We start from the raw sequence: 18,115 nt of genomic DNA on the forward strand, positions 1-18,115 counted from the left end.
AGGTCGCGATGAATACCTTCTCACTACAAACGCGGTTGTACAGCGGTCAGGGCAGCCTGGCGGTGCTCAAGCGCTTTACCAATAAGCACATCTGGATAATCTGCGATGGTTTTCTGGCGCGCTCTCCGCTGCTGGATACGCTGCGTAACGCGCTGCCCGCAGATAACCGCATCAGCGTCTTTAGCGAGATAACGCCGGACCCCACCATCCATACCGTGGTGCAGGGCATTGCGCAAATGCAGGCCCTGCAACCGCAGGTGGTGATCGGTTTTGGCGGCGGCTCGGCAATGGACGCGGCAAAAGCGATTGTCTGGTTTAGCCAGCAAAGCGGCATCAATATCGAAACCTGCGTGGCGATCCCGACCACCAGCGGCACCGGCTCGGAAGTGACCAGCGCCTGCGTAATTAGCGACCCGGATAAAGGCATCAAGTATCCGCTGTTCAATAATGCGCTGTATCCGGATATGGCGATCCTCGACCCGGAGCTGGTGGTCAGCGTACCGCCGCAGATTACCGCCCACACCGGCATGGACGTGCTGACCCACGCCCTGGAAGCGTGGGTGTCACCGCACGCCAGCGACTTTACCGACGCGCTGGCGGAAAAAGCCGCCAAACTGGTGTTTCAGTACCTGCCCACGGCGGTGGAAAAAGGCGACTGCGTGGCGACGCGCGGGAAAATGCACAACGCTTCAACGCTCGCCGGGATGGCCTTCAGCCAGGCGGGGCTGGGGCTTAACCACGCTATCGCCCACCAGCTTGGTGGGCAGTTTCATCTTCCGCATGGCCTGGCCAACGCCCTGCTGTTAACCACGGTTATCCGTTTTAACGCCGGAGTTCCGCGCGCAGCCAAACGCTACGCGCGAATGGCCAAAGCCTGCGGCTTTTGCCCGGCAGAAGCCAATGACGTTGCGGCAATCAATGCGCTAATTCAGCAAATCGAACTGCTTAAGCAACGCTGTGCCCTTCCCTCACTGGCCGTTGCGCTTAAAGAAGGAAGATCCGACTTTTCCGCACGCATTCCGGCGATGGTGCAGGCTGCGCTGGCTGACGTTACGCTGCGCACCAACCCGCGCCCGGCCAGCGCCGAGGAAATTCGTGAACTGCTGGAGGAACTGCTATGAGTACCGCCGTCAACGCCGTTGAAATGCCCCATAGTGCCGATGAAATTCGCGAGCGCGTTCGCGCAGCGGGCGTTGTGGGTGCGGGCGGCGCAGGTTTTCCCGCTCACGTCAAACTACAGGCGCAGGTAGAGATTTTTCTGGTGAACGCCGCCGAGTGTGAACCGATGCTCAAAGTTGACCAGCAACTGATGTGGCAGCAGGCCGCGCGTCTTGTTCGCGGCGTGCAGTACGCGATGACGGCAACCGGCGCGCGCGAAGGGGTGATAGCCCTGAAAGAAAAATACCGCCGGGCCATCGACGCGCTCACCCCGCAGCTGCCAGCCGGTATCCGCCTGCATATCCTGCCGGATGTTTATCCTGCGGGCGATGAGGTGCTAACTATCTGGATGGCAACCGGCCGCCGGGTCGCCCCGGCTGCGCTACCGGCCAGCGTCGGCGTGGTCGTCAATAACGTGCAAACGGTGCTGAATATTGCCCGGGCGGTCGAGCAGCAGTTTCCGGTCACTCGTCGCACGTTGACCGTGAACGGCGCGGTCGCCAGACCGTTGACCGTTACCGTTCCTATCGGCATGTCACTGCATGAAGTGCTGGCGCTGGCGGGCGGCGCAACGGTCGACGACCCTGGTTTTATTAACGGCGGCCCGATGATGGGGGGCCTGATTACCTCTCTTGATAACCCGGTGACGAAAACTACCGGCGGCCTGCTGGTGCTCCCAAAAAGCCATCCGCTTATCCAGCGGAGAATGCAGGACGAGCGCACGGTGCTTTCCGTCGCGCGTACCGTCTGCGAACAGTGCCGACTGTGTACCGATCTCTGTCCGCGACACCTGATCGGCCACGAACTCTCCCCGCACCTGCTGGTGCGGGCGGTGAACTTTCACCAGGCTGCCACGCCGCAGCTGCTGCTGAGCGCCCTTACCTGCTCGGAATGCAACGTTTGCGAAAGCGTGGCCTGCCCGGTGGGGATCTCGCCGATGCGCATCAACCGCATGTTAAAACGCGAGCTGCGGGCGCAAAACCAGCGCTACGAAGGGCCGCTGAATTCGGCCGACGAAATGGCGAAATATCGCCTGGTGCCGGTGAAGCGGCTGATCGCCAAACTGGGACTAAGCCCCTGGTACCAGGAAGCGCCGCTAGTTGAAGAAGAGCCGTCAGTAGAAAAAGTCACTTTGCAGCTGCGCCAGCATATTGGTGCCAGCGCGGTAGCGAACGTTGCGGTGGGAGAACGCGTGACGCGCGGGCAATGCGTTGCCGATATCCCACCTGGCGCGCTCGGCGCACCCATTCACGCCAGCATCGACGGCGTTGTATCGGCCATCAGCGAACAGGCCATCACGGTTGTAAGAGGTTAACCATGTCTCAGGCTATAGGAATTTTAGAACTCACCAGCATCGCCAAAGGCATGGAGCTTGGTGATGCCATGCTGAAAAGCGCCAACGTTAATCTGCTGGTCAGCAAGACCATCTGCCCGGGGAAGTTTTTACTGATGCTTGGCGGCGATATTGGCGCTGTCCAGCAGGCTATTGAAACCGGTACGTCGCAGGCCGGCGAGATGCTCGTCGACAGCCTGGTGCTGGCGAATATTCATCCCAGCGTACTTCCGGCCATCAGCGGCCTGAACAGCGTCGATAAGCGCCAGGCGGTAGGTATCGTCGAAACCTGGAGCGTGGCGGCCTGCATTAGCGCCGCAGACCGGGCGGTGAAAGGCTCAAACGTCACCCTGGTGCGGGTGCATATGGCCTTCGGCATCGGCGGTAAATGCTACATGGTGGTGGCGGGCGACGTTTCTGACGTCAATAACGCCGTGACGGTTGCCAGCGAAAGCGCGGGCGAGAAAGGGTTGCTGGTTTACCGCTCGGTGATCCCGCGCCCGCATGAAGCCATGTGGCGACAGATGGTGGAGGGATAATGGAAAGACAGCCAACAACGGATCGCATGATTCAGGAGTACGTTCCCGGGAAACAGGTCACCCTCGCGCACCTGATTGCCAATCCGGGGAAAGATCTCTTTAAGAAGCTGGGCCTGCCGGATGCGGTTTCCGCGATTGGCATCCTTACCATCACGCCGAGCGAGGCGTCGATTATCGCCTGCGATATTGCTACCAAATCCGGCGCGGTGGAGATTGGTTTTCTTGACCGCTTTACCGGCGCGGTGGTGCTGACTGGCGATGTTTCCGCCGTGGAATATGCCCTTAAACAGGTGACGCGCACCCTGGGCGAGATGATGCAGTTCACCACTTGCTCGATCACCCGGACGTAACGTCATGAAGCGTTTGATGTTTATCGGCCCCAGCCAATGCGGGAAAACCTCGCTGACCCAAAGCCTGCGCGGCGAAGCGCTCCATTATAAGAAAACTCAGGCCATTGAATGGTCTCCGATGACTATCGATACGCCGGGCGAATATCTGGAGAACCGCTGCCTGTATAGCGCCCTGCTAACCAGCGCCTGCGAGGCCGACGTCATCGCGCTGGTGCTGAATGCCGACGCCCAGTGGTCGCCCTTTTCTCCGGGGTTTACCGCCCCGATGAACCGCCCGACGATTGGCCTGGTCACCAAGGCCGATCTCGCCGAGCCGCAGCGTATTTCGCTGGTTGCGGAATGGCTTACGCAGGCTGGCGCCCGGCAGATTTTTATTACCAGCGCGTTGAATAATTCGGGTCTCGACGCCGTGCTGGATTTTCTGAATTCGAAGGAACCTTTATGTCTTACAAAATAATGGCCATTAACGCCGGCAGCTCATCGTTAAAATTCCAGCTGCTGGAGATGCCGCAGGGCGACATGCTCTGTCAGGGGCTGATTGAACGTATCGGTATGGCGGATGCGCAGGTGACAATTAAGACGCACAGCCAAAAATGGCAGGAAACCGTCCCCGTTGCCGATCATCGCGATGCGGTAACGCTGCTTCTGGAAAAGCTGCTGGGTTATCAAATCATTAACAGTCTGCGGGACATTGACGGGGTGGGCCATCGTGTGGCGCACGGCGGTGAGTTTTTTAAAGACTCGACGCTGGTCACGGATGAAACGTTAGCGCAAATCGAACGTCTTGCCGAACTGGCTCCGCTTCACAACCCGGTAAACGCGTTGGGTATTCACGTTTTTCGTCAACTGTTGCCTGATGCCCCTTCCGTAGCCGTGTTTGATACGGCATTTCACCAGACGCTGGATGAACCCGCTTATATTTACCCGCTTCCCTGGCATTATTACGCTGAACTGGGGATTCGCCGTTATGGCTTTCATGGCACCAGCCATAAGTATGTCAGCGGCGTTCTGGCTGAAAAGCTGGGCGTACCACTCAGCGCATTACGGGTGATTTGTTGTCATCTTGGAAACGGTAGCAGCATTTGCGCTATCAAGAACGGGCGTTCGGTCAATACGTCGATGGGCTTTACGCCGCAGTCAGGCGTGATGATGGGCACTCGTAGCGGAGATATTGATCCCTCTATTCTGCCGTGGATAGCCCAGCGCGAAAACAAAACGCCGCAACAGTTGAATCAGTTATTAAATAATGAGTCAGGCTTGCTGGGCGTTTCTGGCGTGTCGTCTGATTACCGCGATGTCGAACAGGCAGCCAATACCGGTAACCGGCAGGCTAAACTCGCTCTCACTCTGTTTGCCGAACGCATTCGCGCCACCATCGGCAGCTATATTATGCAAATGGGAGGACTGGATGCGCTGGTATTCACTGGGGGCATTGGCGAGAACTCAGCGCGCGCCAGATCGGCGGTGTGCCATAATTTGCAATTTTTGGGCTTAGCCGTTGATGAAGAGAAAAATCAGCGTAATGCGACATTTATCCAGACGGAGAACGCCCTGGTGAAAGTCGCCGTCATCAACACCAACGAAGAGTTAATGATCGCACAAGACGTTATGCGCGTTGCGCTACCTGCCACGGAAGGGCTTTGTGTACCAGCCTGAGAGGGTTATACGACGCATTGCGGCAAGTCATGGTAATAACGCTTTTACCATGACACTATGCGCGCACACTATTTGTACCTGAAAGGTGATAACGTGGCTGTTGCTCAATGCCCCGCCTCATGCGGGGAACTTATCCAGGGATGGATTCTGGGCAGTGAGAAACTGGTCTCCTGCCCTGTTGACTGGTACAGCACCGTAGCAGTCACGGCTGCGCCGCCGCTGGTAAACGAGCGTCCATTGTCGCGGGCGATGGTGGAGCGCGTTCTGGCGCACTGGCAGTATCCTGCGCACTGGAGTAACGAGATTCGCGTCGATGTGCGTTCGTCAATTCCCGTTGCCAAAGGCATGGCCAGCAGCACCGCAGATATCGCCGCTACGGCGGTGGCAACGGCGCATCATCTTGGCCATTCGCTGGATGAAACCACCCTTGCACAGCTTTGCGTCTCAATCGAACCCACTGATAGCACCGTTTTTCATCAGTTAACGCTGTTTGATCATAATAATGCGGCCACGCAAATCGCCTGCGAGCCACCGCCGCCAATCGATTTGCTGGTACTGGAAAGCCCGGTCACACTGCGCACGCAAGATTACCACCGTCTCCCTCGCCAGCAGAAATTAATAGCAAGTTCAGCAACCTTGCAGCAGGCCTGGAATCTGGTGCAGGAAGCCTGTATAACGCAAAATCCGCTCCGACTGGGTGAGGCGGCTACGCTTAGCGCTATCGCCAGCCAGACGCTGTTACCTAAGCCGGGCTTTACCGCCCTGCTGTCGCTAGTCGAAGAGTGTGATTTATACGGATTGAACGTGGCGCATAGCGGTAGCGTGGTGGGTCTGATGCTGGACCGGAAACGTCATGATATTGCGCGTCTGAAAGGTAAGCTGGCAGAGAAAAAACTTACCCGACACTGGCCAAAACAACATTTACTCAAGATGGTCACAGGCGGGGTCAAACTGCAGTGAGAGCCTGATATACGCTCCCACTGCCGTAGCGCATTATTCGGCTTTTACATCGGCGTGTTTCATTTCGCCCATCGCTTTCAGCTTTTTGGAAATGTCGCGACGCTCTTTGGAGATTTCGGCATTTTTAATGATGTAGTCATCAACACGATCTTCATAGTCGCTTTTCATACTGGCGATGATACCCTGAATCGCCTCAACGCTCATACCTGGCTTGATGTAGTCGCTCAGGTTGTCCAGCAGCAGCACACGCTTCTGGTTGTCACGGATCTTCTTCTCAATGTCCTGAATTTCACGTTGCAGTTTATTTTTGCGACGGAACAGACGAACAAACTCCAGCACGTCCTGGAAAGAAGGCTTGGTTGTTTCCATTTTTACACCCCTGATAATGTGAGATTCGGATTCGTTAAGCAACTTGCTAGTGGATAAACATTACGTTTATCCCCGTCATACTTCAAGCCGCCAGAGGAAACACCGTTACGTCGCCGTCTGGGGAAACCTGAAGGTTCGGAGATAAAATCGTTGTCAGTAGCACTCATTTTATCCTTATATTAGTATCATACTCTTAATCTTTGCTGAATCGAAGCAGCAACAAATTCATTCACCCCATCTGCTTTTTATTTGCGCAAAGCCCGGCAGATCAAATGCGAAAGCAGTTCCAACTGTCGGGCCGTTTCCATACTTAGCCAAACATAGCCGTGGATGGGGGTTTCAGCCACCGCGTCGCCCTGCTGCTCGTTCATTAGCTGCCGCAACTCGGCAGCAATATCATTCAGTTTACCGGTGTTTGCCAGTACCGGCTGCGGGTTGCCTTCAAACAACGCGTGGGCGATCGTTAACAAGGTTTGCTGCGTCATCTGCTGGGTTTCACGCAATGTGTGCGCGTTAAGCATCACAAAATGGCTGGCGCGCGTCGCCCAGTGGGCGTTGATTTGTAATTCAAGCATACAAACCAGATTGCGGTTGATGGTCTGAATGGCCTCGAAAATAGATTTTTGTATCCGGGTTTCTTTACTGGCGGGCGTTATCAGCCCGCGCATTTTGACGACATCGTTCAGCAACCGTTGCAAATGTTTATCCAACCGGGGGCGCTCCAGCAAATTCGGCGACAGCGCTGCCTGATACACCCGATTATACGCCGTGACGCAATGCGCCAGTTGGATGCGCCAGTGCAAAAAGGCGCGCTGGGGCCAGATGCCGGTAAACAACATTGCCAGTAGCGACCCCAAAATCACATCCCCGCCACGCCATAATGCCGTATTCATATCACCAGCGGGAGCGCCGACAACAACGGCGAGCGTTATGCCTATCAGTAGCGCCTGATACGGTTTTTTCCCTAATGCCAGCCAGCCGCACAAAAACATCGCTATCGCACACCACACCAGCATCAGCGGTAAGGAAAAGAGCTCCAGGCGTAGCGCCACCAGCCCTAACGCCGCGCCCAGGATCGTACCGCCTATGCGCTCAAAAGCACGAGGCACTACATTTCCCCAGAATGAGATGGGCCCCATAATCACCACTAACGTGATTAGCGGCCATGTGCCCTCGGGAATAGAAAACAGACGAACCAGCAGAAAGGTAAGAATGAACGCCAGGGCGATACGTATGCCATGCACGATGCGATAATGACGGTACAACCGTATTTCAAAAGGGCTTAATGACTTATCGGCACGCACGCTTGCGCTCCTTACGGGAATGGCAAAAAATGCATTGTACCTGCTTTATAGCAAAAATAGCGCACTGGCGGACGGAACACATTATCCGTCCGCTCTTTTCAGCCAGGAAACCAGTCGATCACTTCCGCTGTACCGGAATATACATTTCAATATCCCAGTATCCATCTTCCATGCCGTTATTCAGATAGGTTTCAAAACAGGGCGCAGAGGCTATCTGATAAGCGCTATCCTGCTCGAGGACATCAAAAAACCGTTCCCACGGCTTCGCAAAGTCACGGTCTTCCACTCGCGCGACAGCAGTGGCATATTCGCCGCCTTCAATGGCGGTCACGATTACGCCTTCGCTATTGTCCGGCAGGATGAAATTCTCTGCCACGGACACCACGGTATCGCAGCGGAGTTTTTCCGCAGGTACGACATCTGGATTGTCGTAATAGACGGCAATCCATTCAACTGGCACGATCCGCTGTCGATCCACCCATGTCATCAGTTGTTCAAAACCCTGCTTCACGGTGTGTTCCCATGGACCGACCATGTGGAAACCGGCTATCTTGCGTTTTTGTTCCTGCCTGATTTCGTAATCCATGCTGCCTCCGTCACTTTACTATACTGTATGAATGTACAGTATAATTACAGCCTTTTACGGTCACAAGGACAGCGTGATCATTTTGTGAGCAACCTCGCAATCCCGCCCTTTTGACACCTCAGATGACGGTGAACTGTGTGTGACAACGGCTTACGCTTTATGCTGAAAATAGTCGCTCAGACGAGAGAACATACCGCCTTTACCCACCGATTCCAGAGTGACCAGCGGCCACTGAGCGATCAGTTTATCCCGATCGTAGAGCTCTATTTCACCTACCTGCTGATGAGCGGCGATTGGCGCCTCCAGCTCTTTTCTATCCAGCACATATTTTGCTTTGATATGCGGAATTTCCGCTTTAGGCAGCGCCATCCAGAAATCCTGTCCCGTACCCAGCGCAATCTTTTCTTTGTCTCCATACCAGATTCGCTCGCTGCCCACTTTTTTACCGCTGTGCAAAATCTGCACCGTCGCAAAGTTTTGCTGGCCCCACTGCAACAGTTTTCGCGCCTGTTCCTCACGACCTTTCGAACTTTTCGCTCCCATCACGACGGCGATAAGTCGACGCTGCCCGTCCACCGCCGATGCGATAAGATTAAATCCCGCCCCCGATGTGTGTCCGGTTTTAAGCCCATCGATATGCATGGTCTTATCCCATAACAAGCCGTTGCGGTTCTGCTGCGTGATGCCGTTCCAGGTCAGGCTTTTCTCGCTGTACATGTGATAAAATTCAGGTTCGCCGTGAATAATCGCCCGGGAGAGTACGGCCAGATCATACGCGGAGCTATGTTGTCCCGGCGCATCCAGACCGTGGACGGTTTCAAAATGGGTATCCTGCAAATTGAGTTTTTTCACATAGCTGTTCATCATCGCCACAAACTGCGGCTGCCCGCCCGCGATATAATCCGCCAGCGCCACACAGGCATCGTTACCGGAATCCACGATTAAGCCACGGCTTAAATCACGCACCGACACGCGATCCCCTTCTTTTAAAAACATCAACGAGGAGCCGACAAACACCGGATTATCCTTCGCCCAGGCGTCGCGCCCAACGGTGACGATATCGTCAGGGCTGATACGATGACTATCGATGGCGCGATCGACGACGTAGCCCGTCATTAGCTTGGTAAGGCTGGCGGGATTGCGTTGCTGGTGTTCATTACCGGCGGTAAGAACCTGTCCCGTAGTGTAATCCATCAACACCCAGGCGCCTGCATCAATGGCTGGCGGTTGGGGAGCAAAACTTACGGCATCGGCCGCAAGCGCAGGAGAAAGGTGCATCGCGAATAAAGAAGCGGCAATAAACAAACGGCGTTTCAACAGCATGTCCTCAGGATGGTCTCTATTTGCCGTTCTTTTTACGGAAGTTCAGTTAAACAAACATGGATAAATTGCAAGAAAATGTGACACAAGGCACATTTTCTTGCTGACTTTATTTTATGGATACGCTCAGACGGCGGACTTATCCCCGCGCGGCGCGGTACGATGACGATGATAGCCGTCAACCATGCTACGGAAAATTTGTCCCGGCGTGTCGCCAAGAGTACACAGATAGAGATGCGCGCAAATAAACAGTAAGCCGATGATAGCAAGCGCCATATGCAGCACCAGCATCACAGGGCCCAGACCCGCAACCTGCGGATAGAGACACAGCAAACCGGTGATGATTAACAGCGGTACCAGCGCGTACATAATCGCCAGATATGCCAGTTGTTGCAGTGGATTGAACTTATTCTGCTCTGTTGCCGCGAACGGATGCGCTTCCCCTTTCATGATGCCAAAAAGGTAAAAACGCGTCTGGCGTATGCAGCGCGTCACCAGTCCGGAAAAATTTACCCGATAGTGACGCCCGTTACCTGTGGTGAGGTTGATCAGCACAAACCCGACCCAGAAAGCCAGTAAGGCAAAACCACACCAGGTATGCACTTGTACCATTAGCGCTACAGGGCCGAGAGAAAAATGACCAAATAAACCGCTTAACAGTAATAAAACAAACAGTAACGCATTTCCCCAATGCCAACGGCGAATCGCCAGCGAGTAGAGATAGTCACGATGCTCTTCGCCGCCCGCCGTTTTTGGCGCCAGCATCCGGCGCAATAACGCATGGATAACCAGCCCAACAAGCATGAGCAGCACCACGACGCCTGCGTAAATTAACCACAGCGGCCAATAATCTGGCGCATAATGTAGTTCCGCTCCCCAGATAGTATTCATGCTTTACCCTCCTGATGGACTTCTTTACGACGGTACAGACTGACCGCGCCGCTACGCGCCTCCTGCTGGCGATAGACCTCTTTCTGACCGACCCAGCGCTGGATCTCGCTCTCATCCAGTCTGCCGAATTTCAGCGCGTCCGTTGGGCAAACGGATACGCACGCCGGAGACTGGCCAGCCGCCAACCGCGTGTCGGCACAGAAGTTACACTTGTCGGCGACGCCGGTTTGCGGATTCAAATAGCGCACATGGAAAGGACACGCGGCAACACAATAATAGCAGCCAATACAGCGCGATTTATCCACCTGCACGATCCCGTTTTCATCACGATATGACGCTCCGGTAGGACAAACGCTGACACATGGCGCATTTTCACAGTGCTGACAGGAGACGCGGACAAATTGAAAATGGGTTAGTGCGTTGGATGCCTGTTCAGGGGCGCGAATTTGTACCTGTACGCGGCTAAATCCCTCCGGTACGTCATTAAGCACTTTGCAGGCAACGGTACACGCCTGGCAGCCGATACAACGTTTTTCATCATGCAGCATGACGTACTGATTCGTTAAATGATTCATGGTTCCCTCCTCCCTCATGCCCGGCTCAGCGTCACGCCTGCGGTATGCACTACCGTACCGGATACCGGACTCGTCACGTGCGGCAGTAAATTTCCGCAGTGGATACCGTGTGTCGTCGCCGCCGTTTTGGCCCCAGCTTTAGCGCCAAATCCCATATAGACAAAAAGCGTGTCCGGGCGGATTCCGGGCGTCACCAGCGCCTTACCTTTCTCTTTACCCGTAGCATTTTCCAGCCAGATCTCATCGCCGGTCTTAATGCCTTTTTCTTGCGCCGTTTGCGGATGGACCCAGACCGCGTTATCCCACATTAGCTCGCTGAGTAAAGGTACGTACTGCGTCGCGCCATTGGTATGCACGGCCACTTTGCCCTGAATGAAGTAAAGCTCATTCTCTTTTTTAAGCGCAAAGTCACGAACGCGCGGAACGCCGTAGCCTGGGAGCAATTCCTCCAGGGTTGCGGAATAAAGTTCGATTTTGCCGGAGGGCGATTTGAAGCGAAGCTGTTCGCCATAGGTGTTGTCGCTGTCCGTCGCGATAGCGCCGGGGTAACGCGCCGTAAACTGGCGAACGGATTCTGGTTCGCGTAATAGCAGCGGAACGCCCCATTCGAGATACCCTTTCTGTCGCAGTTCCTTCGCTAAGGCATGGTCGCCGTTCAACTGATAGAGTTGGCGCGTCTGCATATCCTGCCACGGATAGTACTGCCCTAATCCCAACTGCTCGCCAAGTTCTTTCCAGATTTGCCAACTCGGACGCGCCTCGCCAATCGGCTCTACGACCTGTTGGCGCAGAGCGTAAGCCGGGTGTAGTCCCGACATATCCGATACCTCTTCGTCCCGTTCGAGATAGGTGCATTCCGGCAGCAGATAGTCGGCATATGCCGCGCTCTCGCTCAAATAGACATCGCAGCTGACCACCAGATCCAGTTGCTCAACGGTTTTTACCAGGTCCGAACGACAGGTGACGGTCTGGAAAGGATTATGCCGCGACATAATCCACGCCTTTATCGGGTAAGGCTTCTGGGTTAACACCGCGTCCATAATGCTTTGCACCACGCCGCCGCCAGCGGCGATATATTTAAACTGCGGTGCGACCAAATCGATTCGTTGCGCCGTCGGTTTCGGCATATTTTTAATGTTGAGTTTCGCCAGCGTTGGCGCGACCTTTTCTCCGGCCAGTTTGTTGTAAACCGACGCGTTTTTTTTCTGATATAGCCCGCCTTCGCGCTCAATATTACCGAGCAGTACATTAAGCGTAAAAATCATACGCCGCATATCGATCTCTTCCTGCGAGAACGTCGCGCGATGACCAGGACTGACAATAGCGTGAGGCGCGCAGGCGGCCAGTTCGCGTGTCACCCGGACAATAACGTCGGCTGGGACATCGGCCTGCGCGGCGGCCCATTCCGGCGTCGTCTCTTTTACCGCCTGTGCTAACTGTTCAAATCCGCTGGTATAACGCTCAACAAAAGACGCATCGTAGAGTTGTTCATCAATCATGACGTGGCACATCGCCAGCAGAACCGCTAAATCCCCCCCGGGACGAATAGCGTGCCACTCATCCGCCTTGCTGGAAAATATCGACAAACGCGGATCGAAGCTCACCATTTTGGCCCCCTTCTCCTGCGCGGTCATTAACTCATGGGTATCGGCAACTTCAATCCCTTCATACAAATTGTGGCCAAACGAAACCAGATAGCGCGTGTTAGCGATATCCATCGCCAGATCGCCGCCCATCATCACTTTTGCCGCAATGGCTTTCCCGGCAGGGCATGTTGAGGCGTGAGTAAAGGTATTAGGCGAACCAAAGGCCGTAGCCAGATGGAAAAGATGGCTGGAGAGCGAGCCCGATTTGGAAGAGAAAGCCACGCTCTCGGGGCCATGCTGCGCTTTGATGGCATTCATTTTCGCCGCGATTTCCTGGTAAGCCTGTTGCCAGCTAATCACCTGCCATTCACCGTCGCCGCGTGGCCCGGTGCGTTTCATAGGTTTTACAATCCGTTGCGGGTCATTGACCAGGCTGACGCCGCTCCCGCCCCTGGCGCATATGCGCGTCCCCTGCTGCGGCGCAGAAGGATTGCCCTGGATAAAAACGGTCTTGTTATTGACTACCTGCGCCTGAATAGGGCAACGAAAGGAACACATTTCGCACAAGCTTGGCGTTAGCGTGGTTTTACCGTTAATGCCGGCAATCGGGTTGCGCGCCAGCGCCCCGGGCGGAAAAGCGCCCAGCGCGCAGGCAGAGCAGCCGATGCCTACCCCCTGCAAAAAAGAACGACGACTAATGCTCATATAACCTCCTGTTATTAGATATAGCTGAAGATTATATTTAATTTGTATTATGAAATGTCGGCTTCAATCACAATTTGAAATAGTTGTTAAAATGAACACGCCAACACGATAAAACCTTTTGTTTTATAAAAATTTTATATTTTCTGAACACGCACATGGACTGTCATTGAATAATCAGCAGAATTATCAAACAACCCACTGTTAATTATAAAAATGATACAACTCCAATAACACGTAATAATATTTTAAAAAAAACGATTAGTTCCTGAAAAGCGATTTCGCGCGGCTTTTCGCAGTTCTTTCTCATACGCGCCGGACCGTCCGCCGACGATATCCCGAATGCCGGCGAAAAAACGCTGATTGAGCATCAAAGCGGGTTTACTTTTGCGCACTTATAGGCTTCATTACCCGACCCGCTCTCTTATGCATGGATTTTTCCGCAGATACGTCAGCATCCCACAATACGGTGACATGATGGCAGGATGGACACTTTCTGAAAGAAACCTGCCAGATAACATGGTGAATTGTGATCTCCATCGCCATACCGACATATGAAACTTACTTCTAAGGCGTTAAAAATCCAGACCGTTTTTCCATAATGATGTTGATAAGGAATTCTAATGAAAATATCATCAGGCACAATTAATTTTTCTACTATTCCTAACCAGGTTAAAAAATTAATTACCTCTATTCGTGAACATACGAAAAACGGGCTCGCCTCAAAAATAACCAGTGTTAAAAACACGCATACATCTTTAAATGAAAAATTTAAAACAGGAAAGGACTCACCGATTGAGTTCACGTTACCACAAAAAATAAAAGACTTCTTTCAGCGGAAAGATAAAAACACCTTAAACAAAACATTGATTACTGTTAAAAATATTAAAGATACAAATAATACAGGTAAGAAAAATATTTCAGAAGAAGATGCCTCAAAAATGACTGCAGCATTCATGCGCAAGCATATTGCAAATCAATCACGTGATTATAATTACAGAGTGACAGGTGCGGCCCCGCTCCCCGGTGGAGTCTCTGTATCAGCCAATAACAGGCCAACGGTTTCTGAAGGTAGAACACCACCAGTATCCCCCTCCCTCTCACTTCAGGCTACGTCTTCCCCGTCATCACCTGCCGACTGGGCTAAGAAACTCACGGATGCAGTTTTACGACAGCAAGCCGGAGAACCCCTTACGACCGCAGATCGCGATTTTTCAAACGCAGATTTCCGTAATATTAAATTCAGCAAAATATTGCCCCCCAACTTCATGAAGCGAGACGGCGATATTATCAAGGGGTTCAACTTTTCAAATTCAAAATTTACTTATTCTGATATATCTCATTTACATTTTGACGAATGCCGATTCACTTATTCGACACTGAATGATGTAGTCTGCAGTAATACGAAATTTAGTAATTCAGACATGAATGAAGTGTCTTTACTGTATTCAATTACTACACAACAACAGCCCTCTTTTATTAATACAACCTTAAAAAATACGCTTATACCTCACAAAGCCAACCTCTCCGACGTTATTTTAAATGAACCGGATAATTCATCACCTCCGTCAGTGTCAGGGGGCGGAAATTTTATTCGTCTAGGTGATATCTGGCTGCAAATGCCACTCCTTTGGACTGAGAACGCTGTGGATGGATTTTTAAATCATGAACATAATAATGGTAAAAGTATTCTGATGACCATTAACAACCTGCCCGATAAATACAGACAGGAAAAAGTCCGGGCAATGGAAGATCTGGTAAAGTCATTTCGGAGTGGCCGCTTAACAGAGGCACGTATCCGGCCAGTTGAAAGCTCGCTGGTGAGCGTACTGGCCCACCCCCCCTATACGCAAAGTGCGCTTATCAGCGAGTGGATCAGGCCTGTTCAGGAACGTTTTTTTGCCCACCAGTGCCAGACCTATAATGACGTTCCCCTGCCGGCTCCTGACACATATTATCAGCAGCGCATACTGCCTGTGTTGCTGGATTCGTTTGACAGGAACGCGCCGCCATGACCACTCACAGCGGACTCTTTAATCAGGTGATTTTACACTGTATGACAGGCGTGGACTGCACTGATGGCATCCGCCAGAAAGCTGCAGCGCTTTATGAACAGTATCTTGCTCACCCGGCGGTGTCTCCCCAGATCCATAATGGGCTCTTCGGCAATTATGACGGCAGCCCGGACTGGACAACCCGCGCTGCAGATAATTTCCTGCTGCTTTCCTCCCAGGATTCAGACACGGCGATGATGCTCTCCACTGACACGCTGTTAACAATGCTAAACCCTACTCCTGACACTGCATGGGACAACTTTTACCTGCTGCGAGCCGGAGAGAACGTTTCCACCGCGCAAATCTCTCCGGTAGAGTTATTCCGTCATGACTTTCCGATGTTTCTCGCCGCATTTAATCAGCAGGCCGTGCAGCGACGCTTTGGGGAACTGATTGATATCATCCTCAGCACTGAAGAGCACGGGGAGCTGAACCAGCAGTTTATTGCCGCCACGAACCAGAAACATTCCACCGTGAAGTTGATTGATGATGCCTCAGTGTCGCGTCTGAACACCATTTTTGACCCCCTGCTTCCTGAAGGCAAACTCAGCCCGGCACACTACCAGCACATCCTCAGTGCTTATCACCTGACTGACGCCACCCCACAGAAGCAGGCGGAAACCCTGTTCTGTCTCAGTACCGCATTCGCACGCTATTCCTCCAGCGCCATTTTCGGCACTGAGCATGACTCTCCGCCGGCCCTGAGAGGCTATGCGGAGGCGCTGATGCAGAAAGCCTGGGAGCTGTCTCCGGCGATCTTCCCGTCCAGCGAACAGTTTACCGACTGGTCCGACCGTTTTCACGGCCTCCATGGCGCCTTTACCTGTACCAGCGTTGTGGCGGATAGTATGCAACGTCATGCCAGAAAATATTTCCCGAGTGTTCTGTCATCCATCCTGCCACTGGCCTGGGCGTAGTCCAGCCTTAACCCGCATGGAATTAAGGGACACAGCGTTGTGTCCCTCTGTAAATAGACCCGTTTTAGTCCATGCATTTTTTGAGATCCCGGCCAGATTGACCCTGGCCTAAATTCCATACAGTACTAAATCGGAATCAGTAATTTCAGATGAACCGGAATATGGTTTACCATAGAGGGAGCGTAGCTTAGTGTCGCTGATGGTCATTTTAGTATTTTGTACTCACCATCGCATGTACGAACATTAGCAACAATATCAATTGGTGTACAAATACAATCCATCAACGACAAAATAAAAGAATAAAATATTTCATATACATATAACATCAGGCGTGTACATCAAGTGACAGTTAAAAACGACAGCATACAGAGCACATTCCTCTTCCATGATTACGAAACCTTCGGTACGCATCCGGCCCTCGACAGACCTGCGCAATTCGCCGCGCTCCGTACGGATAACGACTTCAACGTTATTGGCGAGCCGGAGGTGTTTTATTGCAAACCCGCCGATGATTATCTACCGCAGCCCGGCGCAGTGCTGATTACCGGCATCACGCCGCAGGAAGCGCGTGAGAAAGGAGAAAACGAAGCCGCTTTCGCCAGACGCATTCATGCGCTGTTTACCGTTCCTAAAACCTGCGTTGTGGGCTACAACAATGTGCGCTTTGATGATGAAGTCACGCGCAATATTTTTTATCGCAACTTTTACGATCCCTATGCCTGGAGCTGGCAGCATGATAATTCACGTTGGGATCTATTGGATGTCATGCGCGCCTGTTATGCGCTGCGCCCGGAGGGAATTAACTGGCCGGAAAACGACGACGGCCTGCCCAGCTTTCGTCTGGAACATTTAACCCAGGCGAACGGGATCGAACACAGCAACGCGCATGATGCGATGGCGGATGTCTACGCCACTATTGCGATGGCGCAACTGGTGAAAACACGCCAGCCGCGGCTGTTTGATTATCTTTATAGCCACCGCAGTAAACATAAACTGGCGGCGCTGATTGACGTTCCGCAAATGAAGCCGCTGGTACATGTCTCCGGCATGTTTGGTGCGTGGCGCGGTAATACAAGCTGGGTCGCGCCGCTGGCGTGGCATCCTGAAAACCGTAACGCGGTGATCATGGTCGATTTAGCAGGCGATATTTCTCCTCTTCTTGAGCTGGACAGCGACACCCTTCGCGAGCGGCTTTATACGGCCAAAGCCGATCTTGGCGATCACGCCGCAGTGCCGGTAAAGCTGGTGCATATCAATAAATGTCCGGTACTGGCGCAGGCGAATACCTTGCGCCCGGAGGATGCCGACCGGCTGGGAATTAACCGCCAGCACTGCCTGGATAACCTGAAAGTGTTGCGTGAAAACCCGCAGGTCCGCGACAAAGTGGTGGCGATTTTTGCCGAAGCCGAACCTTTTGCCGCCTCGGATAACGTTGATGCCCAGCTCTATGATGGTTTTTTCAGCGATGCCGATCGCGCAGCCATGAAAATCGTACTCGAAACCGAGCCGCGTAACCTGCCCGCGCTAGATATTACCTTTGTCGATAAGCGCATTGAGAAGCTACTGTTTAATTACCGCGCGCGCAATTTTCCCGGTACGCTGGATGACGCAGAGCAGCAGCGCTGGCTGGAGCATCGCCGTCAGGTGCTGACGCCGGAGTTTTTACAACAGTATGCCAACGAATTGCAGATGCTTTCTCAGCAGTATGCGGAAGATAAAACGAAGCTGGGGCTGCTGAAATCACTGTGGCAGTACGCAACTGAGATTGTGTAATTGACCAATGCCTGACGGGCATTGTTAATCCAGAGCGGATAA

Annotated in this window: 15 protein-coding genes and 3 pseudogenes; 9 read left to right on the forward strand and 9 right to left on the reverse strand. The window is 53.0% G+C overall.

The features are described from left to right. The first annotated feature begins 8 nt into the window (after positions 1 to 8). The 7 genes from pduQ (at position 9) to pduX (ending at position 5,996) form a co-directional block, all read left to right on the forward strand. Positions 9 to 1,121, forward strand: a complete 1,113-nt coding sequence (pduQ, locus tag ACLJRE_RS08915; RefSeq protein ID WP_023212531.1) for a 1-propanol dehydrogenase PduQ — start codon at positions 9 to 11, stop codon at positions 1,119 to 1,121. After that, positions 1,118 to 2,473: a cobalamin reductase PduS gene (pduS, locus tag ACLJRE_RS08920; RefSeq protein WP_023212532.1), complete on the forward strand. Its 1,356-nt coding sequence runs from the start codon at positions 1,118 to 1,120 to the stop codon at positions 2,471 to 2,473. The genes pduQ and pduS overlap by 4 nt, the downstream gene beginning before the upstream one ends. A gap of 2 nt (positions 2,474 to 2,475) precedes the next feature. After that, on the forward strand, positions 2,476 to 3,030 hold the full coding sequence (gene pduT, locus ACLJRE_RS08925) for a propanediol utilization microcompartment protein PduT (protein ID WP_000075778.1): 555 nt from the start codon (positions 2,476 to 2,478) through the stop codon (positions 3,028 to 3,030). Beyond that, a complete protein-coding gene (gene pduU, locus ACLJRE_RS08930) occupies positions 3,030 to 3,380 on the forward strand; it encodes a propanediol utilization microcompartment protein PduU (protein WP_000441100.1) in 351 nt (116 codons plus the stop codon). Before pduT ends, pduU begins: the two co-directional genes overlap by 1 nt. Before the next feature lie 4 nt (positions 3,381 to 3,384). Continuing rightward, positions 3,385 to 3,837, forward strand: coding sequence for a propanediol utilization protein PduV (gene pduV / locus ACLJRE_RS08935; protein ID WP_000826283.1), 453 nt, complete (start codon positions 3,385 to 3,387; stop codon positions 3,835 to 3,837). Beyond that, entirely contained in the window at positions 3,822 to 5,036 is a 1,215-nt protein-coding gene (gene pduW / locus ACLJRE_RS08940; RefSeq protein ID WP_000120646.1) for a propanediol utilization propionate kinase PduW, read from the forward strand. The genes pduV and pduW overlap by 16 nt, the downstream gene beginning before the upstream one ends. Positions 5,037 to 5,129: 93 nt before the next feature. Further along, on the forward strand, positions 5,130 to 5,996 hold the full coding sequence (gene pduX, locus ACLJRE_RS08945; protein WP_001518728.1) for an L-threonine kinase PduX: 867 nt from the start codon (positions 5,130 to 5,132) through the stop codon (positions 5,994 to 5,996). 33 nt (positions 5,997 to 6,029) lie between these two features. Here the strand turns inward: pduX and ACLJRE_RS08950 are convergent, their stop codons facing one another. From ACLJRE_RS08950 to ACLJRE_RS08985, 8 genes and pseudogenes are all read right to left on the reverse strand, one after another. Further along, positions 6,030 to 6,365: a DUF496 family protein gene (locus ACLJRE_RS08950; protein ID WP_000450405.1), complete on the reverse strand. Its 336-nt coding sequence runs from the start codon at positions 6,363 to 6,365 to the stop codon at positions 6,030 to 6,032. A 245-nt stretch (positions 6,366 to 6,610) separates the two neighbouring features. Then, complete coding sequence (locus tag ACLJRE_RS08955; RefSeq protein ID WP_001200858.1) at positions 6,611 to 7,669, reverse strand: FUSC family protein; 1,059 nt, start codon at positions 7,667 to 7,669, stop codon at positions 6,611 to 6,613. A gap of 118 nt (positions 7,670 to 7,787) precedes the next feature. Then, positions 7,788 to 8,255, reverse strand: a complete 468-nt coding sequence (gene sbmC, locus ACLJRE_RS08960; protein WP_000384326.1) for a DNA gyrase inhibitor SbmC — start codon at positions 8,253 to 8,255, stop codon at positions 7,788 to 7,790. 150 nt (positions 8,256 to 8,405) lie between these two features. Then, positions 8,406 to 9,578 carry a serine-type D-Ala-D-Ala carboxypeptidase DacD gene (dacD, locus tag ACLJRE_RS08965; RefSeq protein WP_031610656.1) on the reverse strand — a complete coding sequence of 391 codons (1,173 nt, stop codon included), beginning with the start codon at positions 9,576 to 9,578 and terminating at the stop codon, positions 8,406 to 8,408. Between the two features lie 123 nt (positions 9,579 to 9,701). Beyond that, on the reverse strand, positions 9,702 to 10,466 hold the full coding sequence (phsC, locus tag ACLJRE_RS08970; RefSeq protein ID WP_001092553.1) for a thiosulfate reductase cytochrome B subunit: 765 nt from the start codon (positions 10,464 to 10,466) through the stop codon (positions 9,702 to 9,704). Continuing rightward, the gene (gene phsB, locus ACLJRE_RS08975; protein ID WP_023212533.1) at positions 10,463 to 11,041 is read right to left on the reverse strand and encodes a thiosulfate reductase electron transport protein PhsB; all 579 of its coding nucleotides are present in this window, start codon (positions 11,039 to 11,041) and stop codon (positions 10,463 to 10,465) included. Before phsB ends, phsC begins: the two co-directional genes overlap by 4 nt. Before the next feature lie 14 nt (positions 11,042 to 11,055). Then, complete coding sequence (gene phsA, locus ACLJRE_RS08980) at positions 11,056 to 13,332, reverse strand: thiosulfate reductase PhsA (protein WP_023212534.1); 2,277 nt, start codon at positions 13,330 to 13,332, stop codon at positions 11,056 to 11,058. Positions 13,333 to 13,591: 259 nt separating this feature from the next. After that, positions 13,592 to 13,685, reverse strand: a pseudogene (locus tag ACLJRE_RS08985) (heavy metal-binding domain-containing protein); the annotation flags it as partial. Between the two features lie 267 nt (positions 13,686 to 13,952). Here ACLJRE_RS08985 and sopA point away from each other — a divergent pair. Further along, positions 13,953 to 16,300, forward strand: a pseudogene (sopA, locus tag ACLJRE_RS08990) (SPI-1 type III secretion system effector HECT-type E3 ubiquitin transferase SopA). A gap of 129 nt (positions 16,301 to 16,429) precedes the next feature. Here the strand turns inward: sopA and ACLJRE_RS08995 are convergent. Then, positions 16,430 to 16,507: pseudogene (locus ACLJRE_RS08995) on the reverse strand (hypothetical protein); the annotation flags it as partial. Positions 16,508 to 16,642: 135 nt separating this feature from the next. On the opposite strand from ACLJRE_RS08995, the gene sbcB reads away from it, so the two are divergent. Beyond that, positions 16,643 to 18,073 carry an exodeoxyribonuclease I gene (gene sbcB / locus ACLJRE_RS09000; protein ID WP_000216699.1) on the forward strand — a complete coding sequence of 477 codons (1,431 nt, stop codon included), beginning with the start codon at positions 16,643 to 16,645 and terminating at the stop codon, positions 18,071 to 18,073. Positions 18,074 to 18,115 lie beyond the last annotated feature (42 nt).

This window comes from Salmonella sp. SAL04157, from assembly GCF_046551635.1.
Taxonomy (GTDB): Bacteria; Pseudomonadota; Gammaproteobacteria; order Enterobacterales; family Enterobacteriaceae; genus Salmonella; species Salmonella enterica.

Coding starts and splice junctions, on each gene's coding strand:
- pduV (WP_000826283.1), top strand. CDS start 3,385: ATGAAGCGTTTGATGTTTATCGGCCCCAGCCAATGCGGGAAAACCTCG.
- pduQ (WP_023212531.1), top strand. CDS start 9: ATGAATACCTTCTCACTACAAACGCGGTTGTACAGCGGTCAGGGCAGC.
- pduS (WP_023212532.1), top strand. CDS start 1,118: ATGAGTACCGCCGTCAACGCCGTTGAAATGCCCCATAGTGCCGATGAA.
- phsC (WP_001092553.1), bottom strand. CDS start 10,466: ATGAATACTATCTGGGGAGCGGAACTACATTATGCGCCAGATTATTGG.
- pduW (WP_000120646.1), top strand. CDS start 3,822: ATGTCTTACAAAATAATGGCCATTAACGCCGGCAGCTCATCGTTAAAA.
- pduU (WP_000441100.1), top strand. CDS start 3,030: ATGGAAAGACAGCCAACAACGGATCGCATGATTCAGGAGTACGTTCCC.
- phsB (WP_023212533.1), bottom strand. CDS start 11,041: ATGAATCATTTAACGAATCAGTACGTCATGCTGCATGATGAAAAACGT.
- pduT (WP_000075778.1), top strand. CDS start 2,476: ATGTCTCAGGCTATAGGAATTTTAGAACTCACCAGCATCGCCAAAGGC.
- ACLJRE_RS08950 (WP_000450405.1), bottom strand. CDS start 6,365: ATGGAAACAACCAAGCCTTCTTTCCAGGACGTGCTGGAGTTTGTTCGT.
- sbmC (WP_000384326.1), bottom strand. CDS start 8,255: ATGGATTACGAAATCAGGCAGGAACAAAAACGCAAGATAGCCGGTTTC.
- phsA (WP_023212534.1), bottom strand. CDS start 13,332: ATGAGCATTAGTCGTCGTTCTTTTTTGCAGGGGGTAGGCATCGGCTGC.
- dacD (WP_031610656.1), bottom strand. CDS start 9,578: ATGCTGTTGAAACGCCGTTTGTTTATTGCCGCTTCTTTATTCGCGATG.